We start from the raw sequence: 15,396 nt of genomic DNA, 5'->3' as shown, positions 1-15,396 counted from the left end.
GGAGACGGATCATGAAAGCCGCTGATGTTCGCGCCTTGAGCGTCGACCAACTCAATGATGAGCTCGCCAAGCTGAAGAAAGAGCAGTTCAACCTGCGTTTCCAGGGCGCTACCGGCCAGCTCGAAAAGACATCGCGCGTTCAGCAAGTTCGCCGCGATATCGCTCGGATCAAGACTATTGCCCGCCAGAAGGCGGCCGAATCCAAGGCCTAAGGACCGAAGAAAATGCCAAAACGCATTCTGCAGGGCACTGTTGTCAGTGACAAGAACGAGAAGACCGTAGTGGTCCGGGTGGAACGCCGTTTCGCGCATCCGGTCATGCGCAAGATCGTTCGTCGCACCAAGAACTACAAGGCACACGACGAAAACAACCAGTACAAAGTGGGCGATGAGGTTTCCATCCAGGAATGCGCGCCCATTTCCAAGGACAAACGCTGGACAGTCATCGAGACCGTCCAGGCTTGAATGAATAGGTTTTGAGGCGAGGGCACTTGCGCCACGCCGAGAATCCTGTATGAAGCAGGCCATTGGCGCAGAACGCCCCGGAAACGGGCGTTCTTCTGCTTTCAGCGCATGGAAGGTCCTTTCGGGGAAACCACCTTGGCAACATCCTTCCCGCGCACAAAAAGAATTGATTCCTAAGCTGGCATAGGGGGCCTTTCCGCCCAACCGTGCCGGTAACAACAAGAAGGCGGCCTGATATGATTCAGATGCAGACAAACCTCGACGTCGCGGATAATTCCGGCGCTCGTCGTGTCATGTGCATCAAGGTTTTGGGCGGTTCCAAGCGGAAATATGCTTCCATCGGCGACATCATTGTCGTCTCGATCAAGGAGGCCATTCCGCGCGGCCGCGTCAAGAAGGGTGATGTGATGAAGGCGGTTGTCGTTCGGACAGCCAAGGACATTCGTCGCGCCGACGGCAGCGTCATCCGGTTCGACCGGAACGCGGCTGTGTTGATCGACAACAAGAAAGAGCCGATCGGCACCCGTATCTTCGGACCGGTTCCGCGCGAATTGCGCGCCAAGAGCCACATGAAGATCATCTCCCTGGCTCCCGAAGTGCTGTAAGGAACGAACCGATGCAAAAGATCCGCAAAGGCGACAAGGTCGTCGTTCTGACCGGCAAGGACAAGGGCCGTTCTGGCGAAGTCCTGGCTGTGATGCCGAAGGAAGACCGTGCGATTGTCCGTGGTCTGAACATGGTCAAGCGCCACCAGCGCCAGACCCAGACCCAGGAAGCCGGCATTATCAACAAGGAAGCTTCGCTTCACCTCTCCAACCTGGCGATTGCCGATCCGAAGGACGGCAAGCCGACTCGCGTCGGTTTCCGCATCGAGGGCGAGAAGAAGGTGCGCGTGGCAAAGCGTTCGGGAGTGGTCATCGATGGCTGATAAGTACGAGCCACGGCTCAAGAAGGATTATGTCGAGCGTATTCGCAAGGCGATGCAGGAGCAGTTTGCCTACGCAAACGAGATGCAGATCCCGCGCCTCGACAAGATCGTCATCAACATGGGTGTTGGTGAAGCGACCGCGGACTCCAAGAAGCCCGCAATCGCGGCTGAGGATCTCGCAGCGATCGCCGGCCAGAAGCCGGTCATCACCCGCGCCCGCAACTCGATCGCAGGCTTCAAGCTTCGTGAGCAGATGCCGATCGGCGCCAAGGTGACGCTGCGCGGCAACCGCATGTTTGAATTCATGGACCGCCTGATCACCATCGCGCTTCCGCGCGTTCGTGACTTTCGCGGCCTGAACCCGAAGAGCTTTGACGGCCGTGGCAACTTCGCCATGGGCATCAAGGAGCACATCGTGTTTCCGGAGGTCAACTACGACAAGGTTGATCAGATCTGGGGCATGGACATCATCGTTTGTACGACGGCACCGACGGACGACGAAGCACGGGCTCTTTTGAAAGAGTTCAACTTCCCCTTCCGCCAGTAATCGTAACGGCATTCGTAAAAAGGATATCTGATCATGGCGAAAGTCAGCGCAATCGAAAAGAACAAGCGCCGCCGCAAGCTGGTCGCACGCGACGCGTCAAAGCGCGCCGCACTCAAGGCGATCACACAAAATCAGGAGCTTCCGATCGAGGAACGCTTCCGTGCAACCCTGAAACTGGCCGAAATGCCGCGCAACGGATCCAAGATCCGCGTTCGCAATCGTTGCGAAGTTACCGGCCGTCCGCGTGCGTTCTACCGCAAGCTGGGCATGTCGCGTATCGCATTGCGTGAACTCGGGTCGCTGGCCAAGGTGCCCGGCCTGGTCAAGTCGAGCTGGTAAGGAGCACGCAACATGGCAATGACTGATCCACTGGGTGATATGCTCACCCGCATCCGCAACGGCGTTGCTCGCCGTAAGTCCTCGGTGTCGACGCCCGCTTCCAAGCTGCGCGCCCGCGTGCTCGATGTGCTGCAGGCCGAAGGCTATATCCGCGGATACACCGAAGTTGCATACGACAACGGCAAGTCCGAGCTGAGCATCGAGCTCAAGTACCACGAAGGCGCACCGGTGATCCGCGAGATCGCCCGCGTCTCCAAGCCGGGCCGTCGCGTGTACGTCTCCGTTAAGTCCATTCCGCAGGTCGCCAACGGTCTCGGCATCACGATCCTTTCGACTCCGAAGGGCGTTTTGGCCGATCATGTTGCGCGCGAGCACAATGTTGGTGGTGAGGTTCTCTGCTCGATCTTCTGATCGCGCAGGATCTCCAACTCGAACAGACAGGTTGAACAATGTCTCGTATCGGTAAAAAGCCCGTCCCAGTCCCCGCCGGCGTCACCGCGACGATCGACGGCCAGACAGTGGTCGCCAAGGGTCCCAAGGGTGAGCTGTCCTTCGTTGCTAACGACGAAGTGTCGCTCAAGCTTGAAGACAACGCGATTGTTGTCACGCCCGTGGATAACTCCAAGGACGCCCGCTCCAAGTGGGGCATGTCGCGCACCATGGTTTCCAACATCCTGACAGGGGTGAAGGACGGCTACGAGCGCAAGCTCGAAATCAACGGCGTCGGCTATCGTGCCGCCATGCAGGGCCAGAACCTGCAGCTGGCACTCGGCTTCAGCCACGATGTCGTCTACCAGCCTCCAAAGGGCGTCAACATCGCTTGCCCGAAGCCGACGGAAATCGTCATCACCGGCATCGACAAGCAGGTGCTGGGCCAGGTTGCTGCGGAAATCCGCGCCTACCGGAGCCCCGAGCCCTACAAGGGCAAGGGCGTGAAGTATGCTGAAGAGCGGATTGTCCGCAAAGAAGGCAAGAAGAAGTAAGGAAGACGCGAAATGGCTAGCAGGAAACAATCCCTTACGCGTCGTTCCGACCGGGTACGTCGCCAGATCAAAGCGGTGGCCAATGGCCGTCCACGCCTGTCGGTACATCGCTCGTCGAAGAACATCTATGTTCAGGTTATCGACGATGCGGCAGGCCGCACGCTTGCCGCCGCATCAACGCTTGATGCCGGCCTGCGCGCCGACCTCAAGACGGGTGCCGATGTGGCTGCTGCTGCAGCAGTTGGAAAACTGGTTGCGGAGCGCGCGGTCAAGGCCGGCGTTACCGAAGTCGTTTTCGACCGTGGTGCATTCATTTATCACGGCCGCATCAAGGCCCTCGCCGAAGCAGCCCGCGAAGGCGGTCTGAGCTTCTAATCAGAACCAGCCGATTGATTCCGGAAAAGAATAAGGAACAGGACAATGGCCAAGGAAGGTCGCCGCGACAACCGCGGTAGAGACGAAGAGCGCGACAGCGAATTCGTCGACAAGCTCGTACACATCAACCGCGTTGCCAAGGTCGTCAAGGGCGGCCGCCGTTTCGGGTTTGCAGCCCTGGTGGTTGTCGGAGACCAGAAGGGTCGCGTTGGCTTCGGTCACGGCAAGGCACGCGAAGTGCCGGAAGCGATCCGCAAGGCGACTGAGTCGGCCAAGCGCGATCTGATTTTCGTCCCGCTTCGCTCGGGCCGCACCCTGCACCATGATGTGCACGGCCGTCACGGCGCCGGCAAGGTGCTCCTGCGTGCTGCCAAGCCCGGTACCGGTATCATCGCCGGTGGTCCGATGCGTGCTGTTTTCGAAACGCTCGGCATGCAGGATGTTGTGGCCAAGTCGACGGGGTCTTCCAACCCGTACAACATGGTCCGTGCCACCTTTGACGCGCTGAAGAACCAGATGCACCCCAAGGACATCGCTTCGCAGCGCGGCATGAAGTACTCCACGCTCCAGGAACGCCGCGGTGTAACCGCCGGTGCCGAAGAGTAATCGGGCGTCCGCCTTTATCGTATAAGGGAGCCAAGACCATGGCTGACAATAAAAAGGGCAAGACGGTCACCGTCGAACAGATCGGCAGCCCGATTCGCCGTCCCAACGTTCAGCGTCAGACGCTGATCGGCCTGGGCCTCAACAAGATGCACCGCCGCCGGACCCTCGAGGACACTCCGTCCGTTCGTGGCATGATCCGCTCGGTGAGCCACCTCGTTCGCGTTGTCGACGAGAAGTGAGTGGGAGTGAACTGTCATGAAACTCAATGAGATCACCGACAACGAAGGTGCAACCAAGAACCGTAAGCGCGTAGGTCGCGGTATCGGTTCGGGTTCCGGCAAGACCGGTGGCCGTGGCGTCAAGGGGCAGAAGTCCCGTTCCGGCGTCGCCATCAACGGTTTTGAAGGCGGCCAGATGCCGATTTACCGTCGTCTGCCCAAGCGCGGCTTCAACAACATCTTCTCGTCCGACTTCAACGTCGTGTCGGTTGGCCGTATTCAGACTGCGATCGATGCGGGCAAGCTTGATGGCAAGGCGACCGTTGATGTTGCAGCACTCAAGGCTGCCGGCGTCATCCGCCGCACCAAGGACGGTGTCCGGCTCCTCGCCGACGGCGAACTCAAGGCCAAGCTGACGCTTGAAGTCGCAGGTGCCTCGCGCACAGCCATCGAAAAGGTCGAAAAGGCCGGCGGCTCGATCAAGCTTCTCGCTTCGGCTCCGGCAGCGACCGAAGAATAACAAGTTTTTGACCGCCCGGTGCTTCACATCGGGCGGTTTTCATCCCATATGGGATCAGTCGTCGCGCCAGGCCGCGTCGGCTGGGGCAGGCGCCAGGCACGGTTGATCCGGTCAGGCCGCAACGTCCGGTGAAACCAACTCAGACCCTCCGGAGATGATCGGGTTCATCAGGCGCCGGATGGGCCGCGCGGAGAACGCAATGGCATCTGCAGCCGAACAACTCGCTTCCAATTTGAACTTCGGAGCTTTCGCCAAGGCGGAAGATCTCAAAAAGCGTATCTGGTTCACGCTTGGCGCACTTCTGGTGTATCGCCTCGGAACCTACATCCCGCTTCCCGGCATCAATCCGGAAGCCTTCGCGCAGGCCTTCCAGGGCCAGGCCGGCGGCATTCTCGGCCTTTTCAACATGTTTGCCGGCGGCGCCGTCGAGCGCATGGCGATCTTCGCGCTCGGCATCATGCCCTACATTTCGGCCTCGATCATCATCCAGTTGATGACGTCGGTCATTCCCACGCTCGAGCAGCTCAAGAAAGAGGGCGAGCAGGGACGCAAGATCATCAACCAGTACACCCGCTACGGCACCGTGCTGCTTGGTACTGTACAGGCCTACGGTATCGCCGTCGGTCTGGAGTCCGGCACCAACATCGTCACCGATCCGGGTTGGTTCTTCCGCATCGCCACCGTCATCACGCTTGTCGGCGGTACCATGTTCCTGATGTGGCTCGGCGAGCAGATTACGGCACGCGGTATCGGCAACGGTATTTCGCTGATCATCTTCGCGGGCATCGTTGCAGCCCTGCCGAGCGCCGTTGCCGGCACTCTGGAACTCGGCCGCACCGGCGCGCTTTCCACCGGCCTGATCATTGCTGTTATCATCGTCGCAATTGCCGTCATCGCTTTCATCGTGTTCATCGAACGGGCCCAGCGGCAGTTGCTGATCCAGTACCCCAAGCGCCAGGTCGGTTCGCGGATGTTCCAGGGCGACACGTCGCACCTGCCGCTCAAGCTCAACACTGCCGGCGTGATCCCGCCGATCTTTGCCTCGTCGCTGCTGCTTCTGCCGGCAACCATCGCGGGCTTCGCCAATACCGGCGATCTTCCGGGCTGGGCCTCGACCCTGCTGGCGTCGCTCGGCCACGGCCAGCCGGCCTACATGGCTCTTTATGCGCTGATGATCGGCTTCTTTGCCTTCTTCTACACCGCGATCGTGTTCAATCCGAAGGACACTGCCGACAATCTCAAGCGCCACGGCGGCTTTATCCCGGGCATCCGCCCCGGCGAGCGGACCGCTGAGTACATCGACTTCGTGCTGACGCGAATCACGGTGGTTGGCGCCATGTATCTGATTTTTGTCTGTCTCTTACCCGAATTTCTAATCGCGCAGACTGGCGTTCCGTTCTATTTGGGTGGTACGTCGCTTCTGATCGTCGTCTCGGTGACGCTCGACACGGTTGCGCAGATTCAGGGACATCTGATTGCCCAGCAGTATGAAGGGTTGATCAAGAAGTCCAAACTTCGGGGAGGCAAGAAGGGACGATGAAGCTAATACTTTTGGGACCGCCGGGTGCGGGCAAGGGGACCCAGGCGCAGCGTCTGGTCGAAAAACACGGCATTCCGCAACTGTCGACGGGCGATATGCTGCGCGCTGCGGTGACGGCCGGTACGGAAGTCGGCAAGCGCGCCAAGGCAGTCATGGATGCCGGCGAGCTGGTCTCCGATGATATCGTCAATGCGATTGTCTCCGAACGCATTGATCAACCCGACTGCGCCCGTGGTTTCATTCTCGATGGTTATCCGCGCACACTGGTTCAGGCCGACGCGGTGGAAGCCATGCTCAATGCCAAGGGCATGAAGCTTGATTCGGTCATTGAACTCCTGGTCGACGACAAGGCGCTTGTGGGCCGTATCGTCAAGCGGGCCGAGGAAGCTGCAGCCGCGGGGCAGCCGGTGCGCAAGGACGATAACCCGGAAGTGTTCGAGGAGCGTCTGCGCGAGTATTACAAGAAGACCGCGCCACTGACGGGCTATTATTATGCCAAGGGGGCGCTGCGCACGGTGGACGGCATGCTCGCCATCGACGCGGTGACAGAGGAAATCGAGGCCGTTCTGGCTTCTCTGTAAGATGATTTGACAGTCCGGCGGGCGGCTCGAACAGGTCTGGCCGCCCACCGGGCGTCAAGTTTGCGTAAAATAGGACAGCGCAGAGGTTGACGAAAGCCTTGCTGTTCCGCTAAGACCCGCTCAACTCGCGACATTCCAGCGACCGGCGCGTCTCCTCGAAGGCTTGAGGATACGGCTCTGGTCGCTTTTAGTGTGTCGGGTTGCGACGCATCCGCAGCCGCAGTGCCCAGCCGGGCAGGTCGGTTTCGGTACAGACTACCCCGCAAGGGCCGGCCTCCACCGGACGCGGGTCAACGATAACCCGCCGGCCAGATCAGATCTGTCCCGGCCCACATGGAGAAGCACATGGCCCGCATAGCTGGCGTAAACATTCCGACGAACAAGCGCGTCGTCATCGCGCTGACTTACATCCACGGCATTGGCAACAAGTTTGCCCAGGAAATCGTCGAAAAGGTCGGCATTCCGCTGGAGCGCCGCGTCAATCAGCTTTCTGACGCCGAAGTGCTGCAGATCCGCGAAACCATCGACCGCGACTACCAGGTCGAGGGCGATCTGCGCCGCGAGAATTCGATGAACATCAAGCGTCTGATGGATCTGGGCTGCTACCGCGGCCTGCGCCATCGTCGTGGCCTGCCGGTCCGCGGTCAGCGGACCCACACCAATGCCCGTACCCGCAAGGGTCCGGCAAAGGCGATTGCTGGCAAGAAAAAGTAATTGGGCTTCGCCTGGGCGGCGGTCCCGAAACCGGAGCGGTGGTTCTGACGACCACCGCTTTAAGGTTGGGGCTGGCGTTGAGGCGCATCCCGGTGGAGCCGCTGGTGCTACGGCGGTGCTGATATCTCGAAAGGAAAAATCATGGCCAAGGAAGCCGCACGCGTCAAACGGCGCGAACGCAAGAACATCTCGTCGGGCGTAGCCCACGTCAACTCGTCCTTCAACAACACGATGATCACCATCACCGATGCGCAGGGCAATGCCATCTCGTGGTCATCTGCTGGCTCCAAGGGTTTCAAGGGCTCGCGCAAGTCGACGCCGTTTGCCGCCCAGATGGCCGCTGAAGATGCTGCCAAGAAGGCTCAGGAACACGGCATGAAGTCGCTGGAAGTTGAAGTCTGCGGCCCCGGTTCGGGCCGTGAGTCGGCACTCCGCGCGCTCCAGGCTGCCGGCCTGACCATCACTTCGATCCGTGATGTGACACCGATCCCGCACAATGGCTGCCGCCCGCGCAAGAAGCGCCGCGTCTAACAGACTGGCGGTTTTCTCAACGGGCCGGGCCTTGCCTGCGCCCGTTTGATCCTCTTCTCACTTGGCCGCACGATTGGATGGTGCGGCAACAGGAAGGCAACAGATATGATTCAGAAAAACTGGCAGGAATTGATCAAGCCCAGCAAGGTCGAGTTCAACACCTCGGGCCGCACCAAGGCGACCGTGGTAGCCGAACCGCTCGAGCGCGGCTTTGGTCTGACCCTGGGCAATGCCCTGCGTCGCGTGCTTCTGTCCTCGCTGCGTGGCGCTGCCGTCACCGCGGTGCAGATCGACGGCGTGCTGCATGAATTCTCCTCCATCCCGGGCGTTCGCGAAGATGTCACCGACATCATCCTGAACATCAAGGAAATCGCCATCCGCATGGAAGGCGACGAAGCCAAGCGCATGGTTGTTCGCAAGCAGGGCCCCGGTGTGGTCAAGGCTGGCGACATCCAGACCGTCGGCGACATCGAGATCCTCAACCCCGAGCATGTTCTGTGCACGCTCGACGAGGGCGCTGAAATCCGCATGGAGTTCACCGTCAACAACGGCAAGGGCTACGTGCCTGCCGACCGCAACCGCGCAGAAGATGCACCGATCGGCCTGATCCCGGTCGACAGCCTCTACTCGCCGGTCAAGAAGTGCTCCTACAAGGTGGAAAACACCCGTGAAGGTCAGGTTCTTGACTATGACAAGCTGACGCTGAACATCGAAACCGATGGTTCGGTCAGCGGCGAAGATGCCGTGGCCTACGCAGCGCGTATTCTTCAGGACCAGCTCGGCGTTTTCGTCAACTTCGACGAGCCGCAGAAGGAAGTTCACGAGGAAACCGTTGCCGAACTGGCTTTCAACCCGTCGCTTCTCAAGAAGGTCGACGAGCTGGAGCTGTCGGTGCGTTCGGCAAACTGCCTGAAGAACGACAACATCGTCTATATCGGCGACCTGATCCAGAAGACCGAAGCCGAAATGCTCCGGACTCCGAACTTTGGCCGCAAGTCACTCAACGAGATCAAGGAAGTCTTGGCTTCCATGGGCCTGCATCTGGGTATGGAAGTTCCGTCCTGGCCGCCGGAAAACATCGAAGATCTCGCCAAGCGTTACGAAGACCAGTATTAAACCGTCAAACGGCAGGCGTGCGCCTGCATGTGAAGGAGACAAGCCATGCGCCACGCAAATTCAGGTCGCAAGCTGAACCGTACCTCAAGCCACCGCAAGGCGATGTTCGCCAACATGGCGGCTTCGCTCATCGAACATGAGCAGATCGTGACCACCTTGCCCAAGGCCAAGGAAATCCGTCCGATCGTCGAAAAGCTCGTCACGCTCGGCAAGCGCGGCGATCTGCATGCCCGCCGCCAGGCGATCTCGCAGATCCGCGACAACGAGGCAGTGCGCAAGCTGTTCGACACCATCGCCACGCGTTACGCCACCCGCAACGGCGGCTACATCCGCATCATGAAGGCCGGTTTCCGCACCGGCGACAACGCGCCGATGGCCGTTGTCGAGTTCGTTGATCGCGATGTTGACGCCCGTGGCGCCAAGGACCGCGCGCGCGTGGCTCTGGAAGCAGCCAGCGAAGAAGAAGCCGCATAAGCGGACTGCTTCTGGCAGAGACTGACAAAGGCCGGGTGCTTCGCGCGCTCGGCCTTTTGCATTCTGTGGAGTTCGCGCCGCCCTTGGTTAGATACCTCCCGAATGGGCTGGCGACATGACGTGGTTCTCAGCTGGGCGCGCGTAGCAGCGCTTCCTTTTGCTCAAGCTCAAGTATGTTTCCTTCCGGATCGCGTGCATATGCGATCCAGCACGGCTTCTCGGATGTCCCGAGATCAATGGTCTGGCCGATCTGGGTCCCGCCAGCTTGGATGATCATGGAAAGTGCATCTGCAATATCTTCCATCTGGAACGCAAGGTGACCGAAGCCGGGTTCGTTAACTCTTGGCTGATCGCGATGATGGGAGACCCTATGCTGGTGTATTTCCAGAAACGGACGTTCAAGTTCGGGAAATTTGAGCCAGATCGTGTATATCTCAGAGCCCGCTAGGCCATTGCCTCGTGAAACAGTTTCCCCATACAACGTCCTGGGCGCGCGCAGCAGTTCGCATTTCAGCACAGTTATGTAGAAGGCTGCGAGCGAGTCCGCATCGCGAGCCACCAGGTTGATGTGAGCAAGTTTCATGGCGTTCGCATCCTCGTCTATGAGACGACCATATCCGCTCGTTGAGGGCAACGGAACAAGTTGCCTTTGCAACTTCGCTCTCCGCGCGGATTCGCAGTTGAAGGTCGGCTCTAGTCCGCCCGCGGGATTGCGCTTGCAAGTTCGGAACTGCTTTGCCGTTTGCCACGTTTCCAATCCATATAGTGTCGGCGAACCAGCCGCCAGGCGATAAGAATTGTTATCAGCCCTGCATAGATCAGCTGTTCCGGCCCGATCACCTTGACCGACAGGCAGTAGTGCAGGGCGCCTGCCGCGGCGATCGGATAGATCAGCCGGTGCAGTTTGTTCCAGCCTGGCCCGAGCCTACGGATCGACCAGCGGTTGGATGTGAGCGCCAGCGGGATCAGCAGGATGAAGGCCGCCATGCCGATTGTGATGAACCAGCGCTTGAAGACATCCTCGACGATGACATTAAACGCCAGGCGCTTGTCGAGCACCATGTAGGCCAAGAAATGCATCGTGACATACCAGAAGGCCAGAAGCCCCAGCGTCCGACGGTAACGCACCCAGTTGATGCCGAAGACATCCCGGACGGGAGAGATCAGCAGTGTCAGGATCAGGAACCTGAGAGCCCATTCGCCAAGCAGGTGTTCGAAGATCTTCACCGGATTGCCGATAAGCTGCCCGGTCGCGCCGAGATAGAACGTCCATACAGCCGGGAGCAGGCCGACCGCGTAGAGCGCCCAGATCGAGGCGGGATGATACCGTTTCGGCAGGGCGGGCAGAGGCATGATCAGAAATTTACCGTCAGGTCCATGCCGTCATAGAGGCTCGCGACTTCATCGCCATAACCGTTGAACGGCAGTGTCGGGCGCTCGTTTGAGCCGAAGAAGCCGCCGCCACCGATGCGGTTTTCCTTTGCCTGGCTCCAGCGCGGATGATCGACGGCCGGATTGACGTTGGCATAAAAGCCGTACTCGTTCGGCGCCAGCCGGTTCCAGGTCGAGGCCGGCTGTTCCTCGGTTAGCGTCATCCGGACGATCGACTTGATGCCCTTGAAGCCGTATTTCCACGGCACCACAAGCCGCACCGGCGCACCGTTCTGGTTGGGCAGCGTCTTGCCGTAGAGCCCCATCGCCATGATCGTCAGCGGATGTCGCGCCTCGTCGAGCCTCAGTCCCTCGACATAGGGCCAGTCGAGCGGTTGGAACGCGCCGCGCTGGCCGGGCATTTCCTGCGCCCGGACAATGGTTTCGAACGCCACATACTTGGCGCTGCCCAGCGGCTCGACCTTGTCGAGCAGCGCCGCCAGCGGAAAACCGATCCATGGAATGACCATCGACCAGGCTTCCACGCACCGCATCCGGTAGGTCCGTTCTTCAAGCCCCAGCGCCATGAGTGCATCAAGATCGAATTCGGCGGGCTTGCCGACCATGCCGTCAACCTTGATGCTCCAGGGCCGCGGATTGAAATCACCCGACCGGGCCTTCGGATCGCCCTTGCCGGTGCCGAATTCATAGAAATTGTTGTAGCTGGTGGCATCGGCCTCCGGCGTCAGCTCTTCACCGGGGTCGTATGCGCCGGGTGCGGCTGCAAGCGGCTCAGGTTCTGCACCGAAGGCGAGGGAGGGGGCAGCCAGTGGAGCTGTCAGCGCGAGACCGCCGGCGGCACCAAGGCGCAGGATATCGCGGCGCTGCAGATAGCTCGCTTCCGGGGTGAATTCGGACCCCGGGATGGCTGTGGGACGGAAACGGCGCATGGCTTGTACTCCTCGGATCGAAGGCCAGCGGACTGTGGCTTCCGTTCAGAAGGTATACCAATGGCCCGCGCTCAAAAAGCAGGCGCGCAACCACATTTTCGTGTAGCTGCCGTGATGCCGGCATCCGTCCCAGGATGTCCATTGCCCTCGAGAGTTCATGCGGGCTGGTGAGCTCGGGTTGTGTTCATTGATGAAGGACCATGCTGCCATCAAGCCGTCAAACTGATGATGACTTTGGTATCCGCGTCGGGCCATAGTGGCCCAAATCACTGAGGATTGCCGACATGATTCCAAATCGCTCGCGCCTGCGCGTCGTTCCGTTTGCCCTTTTGGCCGTGTGTCTGCTGGTTGTGCCGGTGCTGGTTCCGGCAACGGCCCAGACCAGTGTGGAAGATTCACTGACCGATAGCATAGGCAAGATCTTTCGCGGCGTCATTGGAGAGACCGGGGAACAAGCGGCCCCCCGAAGCGAGGCCGCGCCTGTCAACGAGGTTCGACGCGAACCGCCCCGCTCGCGGGCGGACATGATGCAGTCCTTCTCGCCGCTTGTGAAGGCGACGGCACCGGCCGTCGTCAATGTCTATGCCGACCGGCTGGTTCAGCGCAGCATGTCGCCGTTTGGTGGTGATCCGTTCTTCGAACAGTTTTTCGGCCAGCGCATGCCCAACCGTACCGAAAAGCAATCCTCCCTCGGCTCCGGCGTCATCATTCAGCAAAACGGCATCGTCGTGACCAACAACCACGTCATCGAAGGCGCCGATGATGTTCGTGTGGCGCTTGCCGACGGGCGCGAGTTTCAATGCCGTATCCTGCTCAAGGATGAACGCTTCGACCTCGCGATCCTGCAGATCGAAGGCGATGGGCCATTTCCGATCATCGATTTTGGCGACACCGACCTGATTGAAGTGGGCGACATCGTTCTGGCCATCGGCAACCCCTTCGGCGTCGGTCAGACCGTGACCAGCGGCATTGTCTCCGCACTTGCCCGCAACAGCGTCGGCGTGTCGGATTTCGGCTCCTTCATCCAGACCGATGCCGCGATCAATCCCGGCAATTCCGGCGGCGCTCTGGTCGACATGAATGGTCGTCTGATCGGCATCAACTCCGCGATTTTCAGCCGCTCCGGCGGTTCTAACGGCATCGGTTTTGCCATTCCCGCCAATCTGGTGCGGGCGGTTGCCGAAACCGCCGAGGCCGGCGGCACGGTGTTCGAGCCGCCCTTTATCGGCGCTTCGTTTGATCCGGTAACACCCGACATTGCCGAGGCGCTGGGTCTCGACCGGGCCATTGGGGCACTGGTTGCCGATGTCACGGACTCAGGCCCCGCGGCGAATGCAGGACTGCGTGTGGGCGATATCGTGCTCGGGTTCAACGGCCGCCCGATCGAGCATCCCGACGCACTTGGCTACCGGCTGGCGACCACCAGAGTCGGTACCAGCGCGCAGCTCGACGTGCTCAGCCGCAACGGCCGCCGCAGCCTTGAAATCAAGCTTCAGCCCCTGCCTGAGGACAATCCGCGTGACCGCCGCAACCTTGAGGGCCAGAACCCGTTTGCCGGTGCGGTTGTGTCCAACATCACCCCGCGTATCGCCACCCAGCTGCGGCTGCCGTCCTCGCTGCGCGGTGTCGTGGTCACGGAAGTCCCCGGACGCTCGATTGCCGGGCGATACGGATTTCGGGCCGGAGATCTGATCGCCGTCATCAATGGCGTTGAAATCGCCAATGTCGATGTCCTCGAACAGGTGCTCACCGAGGGCGCAAGCTTCTGGCGCTTCGAGATTGTGCGTGGTGGTCAGCGCATTCGCCAGATCATAAGGTGATGCGATGAGTGATCTGTTCGCCAGTCCCGAGGCCGCCCGGAGCGGGCACCGCCCGCTTGCCGACCGGCTGCGGCCGGCAAGCCTTGCCGAAGTCACGGGGCAGCCGCATCTGACCGGCCCGGATGGGGCGATCACCAGGATGATCGCCTCGGGAAGTCTCGGTTCGATGATCTTCTGGGGTCCCCCAGGCACCGGCAAGACCACCGTGGCGCGGCTCCTGGCCGGAGAGACCGAGCTGGCGTTTGATCAGATCTCTGCGATTTTCTCAGGCGTTGCCGATCTCAAGAAGGTTTTTGAATCAGCCCGGGCCCGCCGCATGAGTGGCCGCCAGACGCTGCTCTTCGTCGACGAGATCCACCGTTTCAACCGGGCCCAGCAGGACAGTTTTCTGCCGGTGATGGAGGATGGCACCATCGTGCTGGTGGGCGCGACCACTGAAAACCCCTCGTTCGAACTCAATGCAGCTCTTCTCTCTCGCGCCAGGGTGCTGACCTTCAAGCCCCACGACCAGGAGAGCCTCGAGAGCCTGCTCGTGCGCGCCGAGGCCGAGACCGGAAAGCCGCTGCCGCTGGAACCCGAGGCGCGGCTGAGCTTGCTGGGTATGGCCGACGGTGACGGACGCGCGGTTCTGACACTGGCCGAGGAGGTCTGGCGCGCCGCCCGCGAGGGTGAACTGTTTGACGTCGAAGCACTTGTGAAAGTCGTCCAGCGCCGCGCGCCTGTCTACGACAAGGGCCAGGATGGCCACTACAACCTGATCTCGGCGCTGCACAAGTCCGTGCGCGGATCCGATCCCGACGCGGCGCTCTACTATCTCGCCCGCATGTTCGATGCCGGCGAGGATCCGCTGTTTCTCGGCAGGCGATTGGTGCGGATGGCATCCGAAGATATCGGTCTTGCCGACCCCCAGGCGCTGGTCATCGCCAACGCGGCCAAGGATGCCTATGATTTTCTCGGCTCCCCCGAAGGCGAGCTGGCTCTGGCCCAGGCCTGCGTCTATCTCGCCACGGCGCCGAAATCCAATGCGGTCTACACCGCCTACAAATCCGCCATGCGCGCCGCCAAGGAAGGCGGATCGCTGCTGCCGCCGCGGCACATCCTCAACGCGCCCACCAAGCTGATGAAGGCCGAAGGCTACAGCGAGGGCTATCTCTATGATCACGACCAACCCGACGCGTTCTCCGGACAGGACTATTTCCCGGAGGCCATGGGCCGAAAGACCTTCTACGATCCGCCGGAGAGGGGTTTTGAGCGCGATCTCCGCAAACGCCTCGATTTCTGGTCCCGGCTCAGAAAAGAACGCTCGACAAAGGGATAGG

General features: G+C 60.5%; 23 protein-coding genes. 20 read left to right on the top strand and 3 right to left on the bottom strand.

The genetic code is table 11. The annotated features are described in order from the left end of the window. Positions 1-11 precede the first annotated feature (11 nt). From rpmC to rplQ, 18 genes are all read left to right on the top strand, one after another. Positions 12-212 carry a 50S ribosomal protein L29 gene (gene rpmC / locus SPHINGO391_RS11970; RefSeq protein WP_152009049.1) on the top strand — a complete coding sequence of 67 codons (201 nt, stop codon included), beginning with the start codon at positions 12-14 and terminating at the stop codon, positions 210-212. Positions 213-224: 12 nt separating this feature from the next. Beyond that, positions 225-464, top strand: a complete 240-nt coding sequence (gene rpsQ / locus SPHINGO391_RS11965) for a 30S ribosomal protein S17 (protein WP_152009048.1) — start codon at positions 225-227, stop codon at positions 462-464. Positions 465-700: 236 nt separating this feature from the next. Next, complete coding sequence (gene rplN / locus SPHINGO391_RS11960; RefSeq protein ID WP_035528307.1) at positions 701-1,069, top strand: 50S ribosomal protein L14; 369 nt, start codon at positions 701-703, stop codon at positions 1,067-1,069. 11 nt (positions 1,070-1,080) lie between these two features. Beyond that, positions 1,081-1,392, top strand: coding sequence for a 50S ribosomal protein L24 (gene rplX, locus SPHINGO391_RS11955; protein ID WP_152009047.1), 312 nt, complete (start codon positions 1,081-1,083; stop codon positions 1,390-1,392). After that, complete coding sequence (rplE, locus tag SPHINGO391_RS11950; protein WP_152009046.1) at positions 1,385-1,939, top strand: 50S ribosomal protein L5; 555 nt, start codon at positions 1,385-1,387, stop codon at positions 1,937-1,939. The genes rplX and rplE overlap by 8 nt, the downstream gene beginning before the upstream one ends. A gap of 33 nt (positions 1,940-1,972) precedes the next feature. Beyond that, a complete protein-coding gene (gene rpsN / locus SPHINGO391_RS11945; protein WP_152009045.1) occupies positions 1,973-2,278 on the top strand; it encodes a 30S ribosomal protein S14 in 306 nt (101 codons plus the stop codon). Between the two features lie 12 nt (positions 2,279-2,290). Then, positions 2,291-2,689 carry a 30S ribosomal protein S8 gene (gene rpsH / locus SPHINGO391_RS11940; protein ID WP_152009044.1) on the top strand — a complete coding sequence of 133 codons (399 nt, stop codon included), beginning with the start codon at positions 2,291-2,293 and terminating at the stop codon, positions 2,687-2,689. A 38-nt stretch (positions 2,690-2,727) separates the two neighbouring features. Beyond that, entirely contained in the window at positions 2,728-3,261 is a 534-nt protein-coding gene (gene rplF / locus SPHINGO391_RS11935) for a 50S ribosomal protein L6 (protein WP_152009043.1), read from the top strand. A 12-nt stretch (positions 3,262-3,273) separates the two neighbouring features. Continuing rightward, positions 3,274-3,636, top strand: coding sequence for a 50S ribosomal protein L18 (gene rplR / locus SPHINGO391_RS11930; protein WP_152009042.1), 363 nt, complete (start codon positions 3,274-3,276; stop codon positions 3,634-3,636). A gap of 45 nt (positions 3,637-3,681) precedes the next feature. Beyond that, the gene (gene rpsE / locus SPHINGO391_RS11925) at positions 3,682-4,242 is read left to right on the top strand and encodes a 30S ribosomal protein S5 (protein WP_152009041.1); all 561 of its coding nucleotides are present in this window, start codon (positions 3,682-3,684) and stop codon (positions 4,240-4,242) included. A gap of 38 nt (positions 4,243-4,280) precedes the next feature. Continuing rightward, positions 4,281-4,481, top strand: coding sequence for a 50S ribosomal protein L30 (gene rpmD, locus SPHINGO391_RS11920; RefSeq protein ID WP_152009040.1), 201 nt, complete (start codon positions 4,281-4,283; stop codon positions 4,479-4,481). 16 nt (positions 4,482-4,497) lie between these two features. Beyond that, on the top strand, positions 4,498-4,980 hold the full coding sequence (rplO, locus tag SPHINGO391_RS11915) for a 50S ribosomal protein L15 (protein ID WP_152009039.1): 483 nt from the start codon (positions 4,498-4,500) through the stop codon (positions 4,978-4,980). Between the two features lie 199 nt (positions 4,981-5,179). Next, entirely contained in the window at positions 5,180-6,520 is a 1,341-nt protein-coding gene (gene secY / locus SPHINGO391_RS11910; protein ID WP_152009038.1) for a preprotein translocase subunit SecY, read from the top strand. Continuing rightward, the gene (locus tag SPHINGO391_RS11905; RefSeq protein ID WP_152009037.1) at positions 6,517-7,101 is read left to right on the top strand and encodes an adenylate kinase; all 585 of its coding nucleotides are present in this window, start codon (positions 6,517-6,519) and stop codon (positions 7,099-7,101) included. Before secY ends, SPHINGO391_RS11905 begins: the two co-directional genes overlap by 4 nt. Positions 7,102-7,446: 345 nt before the next feature. Beyond that, positions 7,447-7,815: a 30S ribosomal protein S13 gene (gene rpsM, locus SPHINGO391_RS11900; RefSeq protein ID WP_152009036.1), complete on the top strand. Its 369-nt coding sequence runs from the start codon at positions 7,447-7,449 to the stop codon at positions 7,813-7,815. Positions 7,816-7,956: 141 nt separating this feature from the next. Further along, positions 7,957-8,346, top strand: a complete 390-nt coding sequence (gene rpsK, locus SPHINGO391_RS11895; protein WP_152009035.1) for a 30S ribosomal protein S11 — start codon at positions 7,957-7,959, stop codon at positions 8,344-8,346. Between the two features lie 105 nt (positions 8,347-8,451). After that, positions 8,452-9,462 (top strand): DNA-directed RNA polymerase subunit alpha, encoded by a 1,011-nt coding sequence (locus tag SPHINGO391_RS11890; protein ID WP_152009034.1) that lies wholly within the window; start codon positions 8,452-8,454, stop codon positions 9,460-9,462. 45 nt (positions 9,463-9,507) lie between these two features. Beyond that, the gene (rplQ, locus tag SPHINGO391_RS11885; protein ID WP_152009033.1) at positions 9,508-9,936 is read left to right on the top strand and encodes a 50S ribosomal protein L17; all 429 of its coding nucleotides are present in this window, start codon (positions 9,508-9,510) and stop codon (positions 9,934-9,936) included. Positions 9,937-10,063: 127 nt separating this feature from the next. On the opposite strand, the gene SPHINGO391_RS11880 is transcribed toward rplQ, so the two are convergent. From SPHINGO391_RS11880 to msrP, 3 genes are all read right to left on the bottom strand, one after another. Beyond that, entirely contained in the window at positions 10,064-10,519 is a 456-nt protein-coding gene (locus SPHINGO391_RS11880; protein ID WP_152009032.1) for a VOC family protein, read from the bottom strand. A 110-nt stretch (positions 10,520-10,629) separates the two neighbouring features. Further along, positions 10,630-11,292 (bottom strand): protein-methionine-sulfoxide reductase heme-binding subunit MsrQ, encoded by a 663-nt coding sequence (msrQ, locus tag SPHINGO391_RS11875; protein ID WP_193217422.1) that lies wholly within the window; start codon positions 11,290-11,292, stop codon positions 10,630-10,632. Further along, positions 11,292-12,257: a protein-methionine-sulfoxide reductase catalytic subunit MsrP gene (gene msrP / locus SPHINGO391_RS11870; RefSeq protein WP_152009030.1), complete on the bottom strand. Its 966-nt coding sequence runs from the start codon at positions 12,255-12,257 to the stop codon at positions 11,292-11,294. Before msrP ends, msrQ begins: the two co-directional genes overlap by 1 nt. Positions 12,258-12,781: 524 nt before the next feature. On the opposite strand from msrP, the gene SPHINGO391_RS11865 reads away from it, so the two are divergent. Further along, the gene (locus tag SPHINGO391_RS11865; RefSeq protein ID WP_244615406.1) at positions 12,782-14,077 is read left to right on the top strand and encodes a DegQ family serine endoprotease; all 1,296 of its coding nucleotides are present in this window, start codon (positions 12,782-12,784) and stop codon (positions 14,075-14,077) included. Between the two features lie 4 nt (positions 14,078-14,081). Then, complete coding sequence (locus SPHINGO391_RS11860; protein ID WP_152009028.1) at positions 14,082-15,395, top strand: replication-associated recombination protein A; 1,314 nt, start codon at positions 14,082-14,084, stop codon at positions 15,393-15,395. Position 15,396 lies beyond the last annotated feature (1 nt).

Source organism: Hoeflea sp. EC-HK425, assembly GCF_902498795.1.
Lineage (GTDB): Bacteria > Pseudomonadota > Alphaproteobacteria > Rhizobiales > Rhizobiaceae > Hoeflea > Hoeflea alexandrii.
The sequence above is the reverse complement of the archived record's forward strand: the minus strand, read 5'-3'. Positions and strand labels throughout refer to the sequence as shown.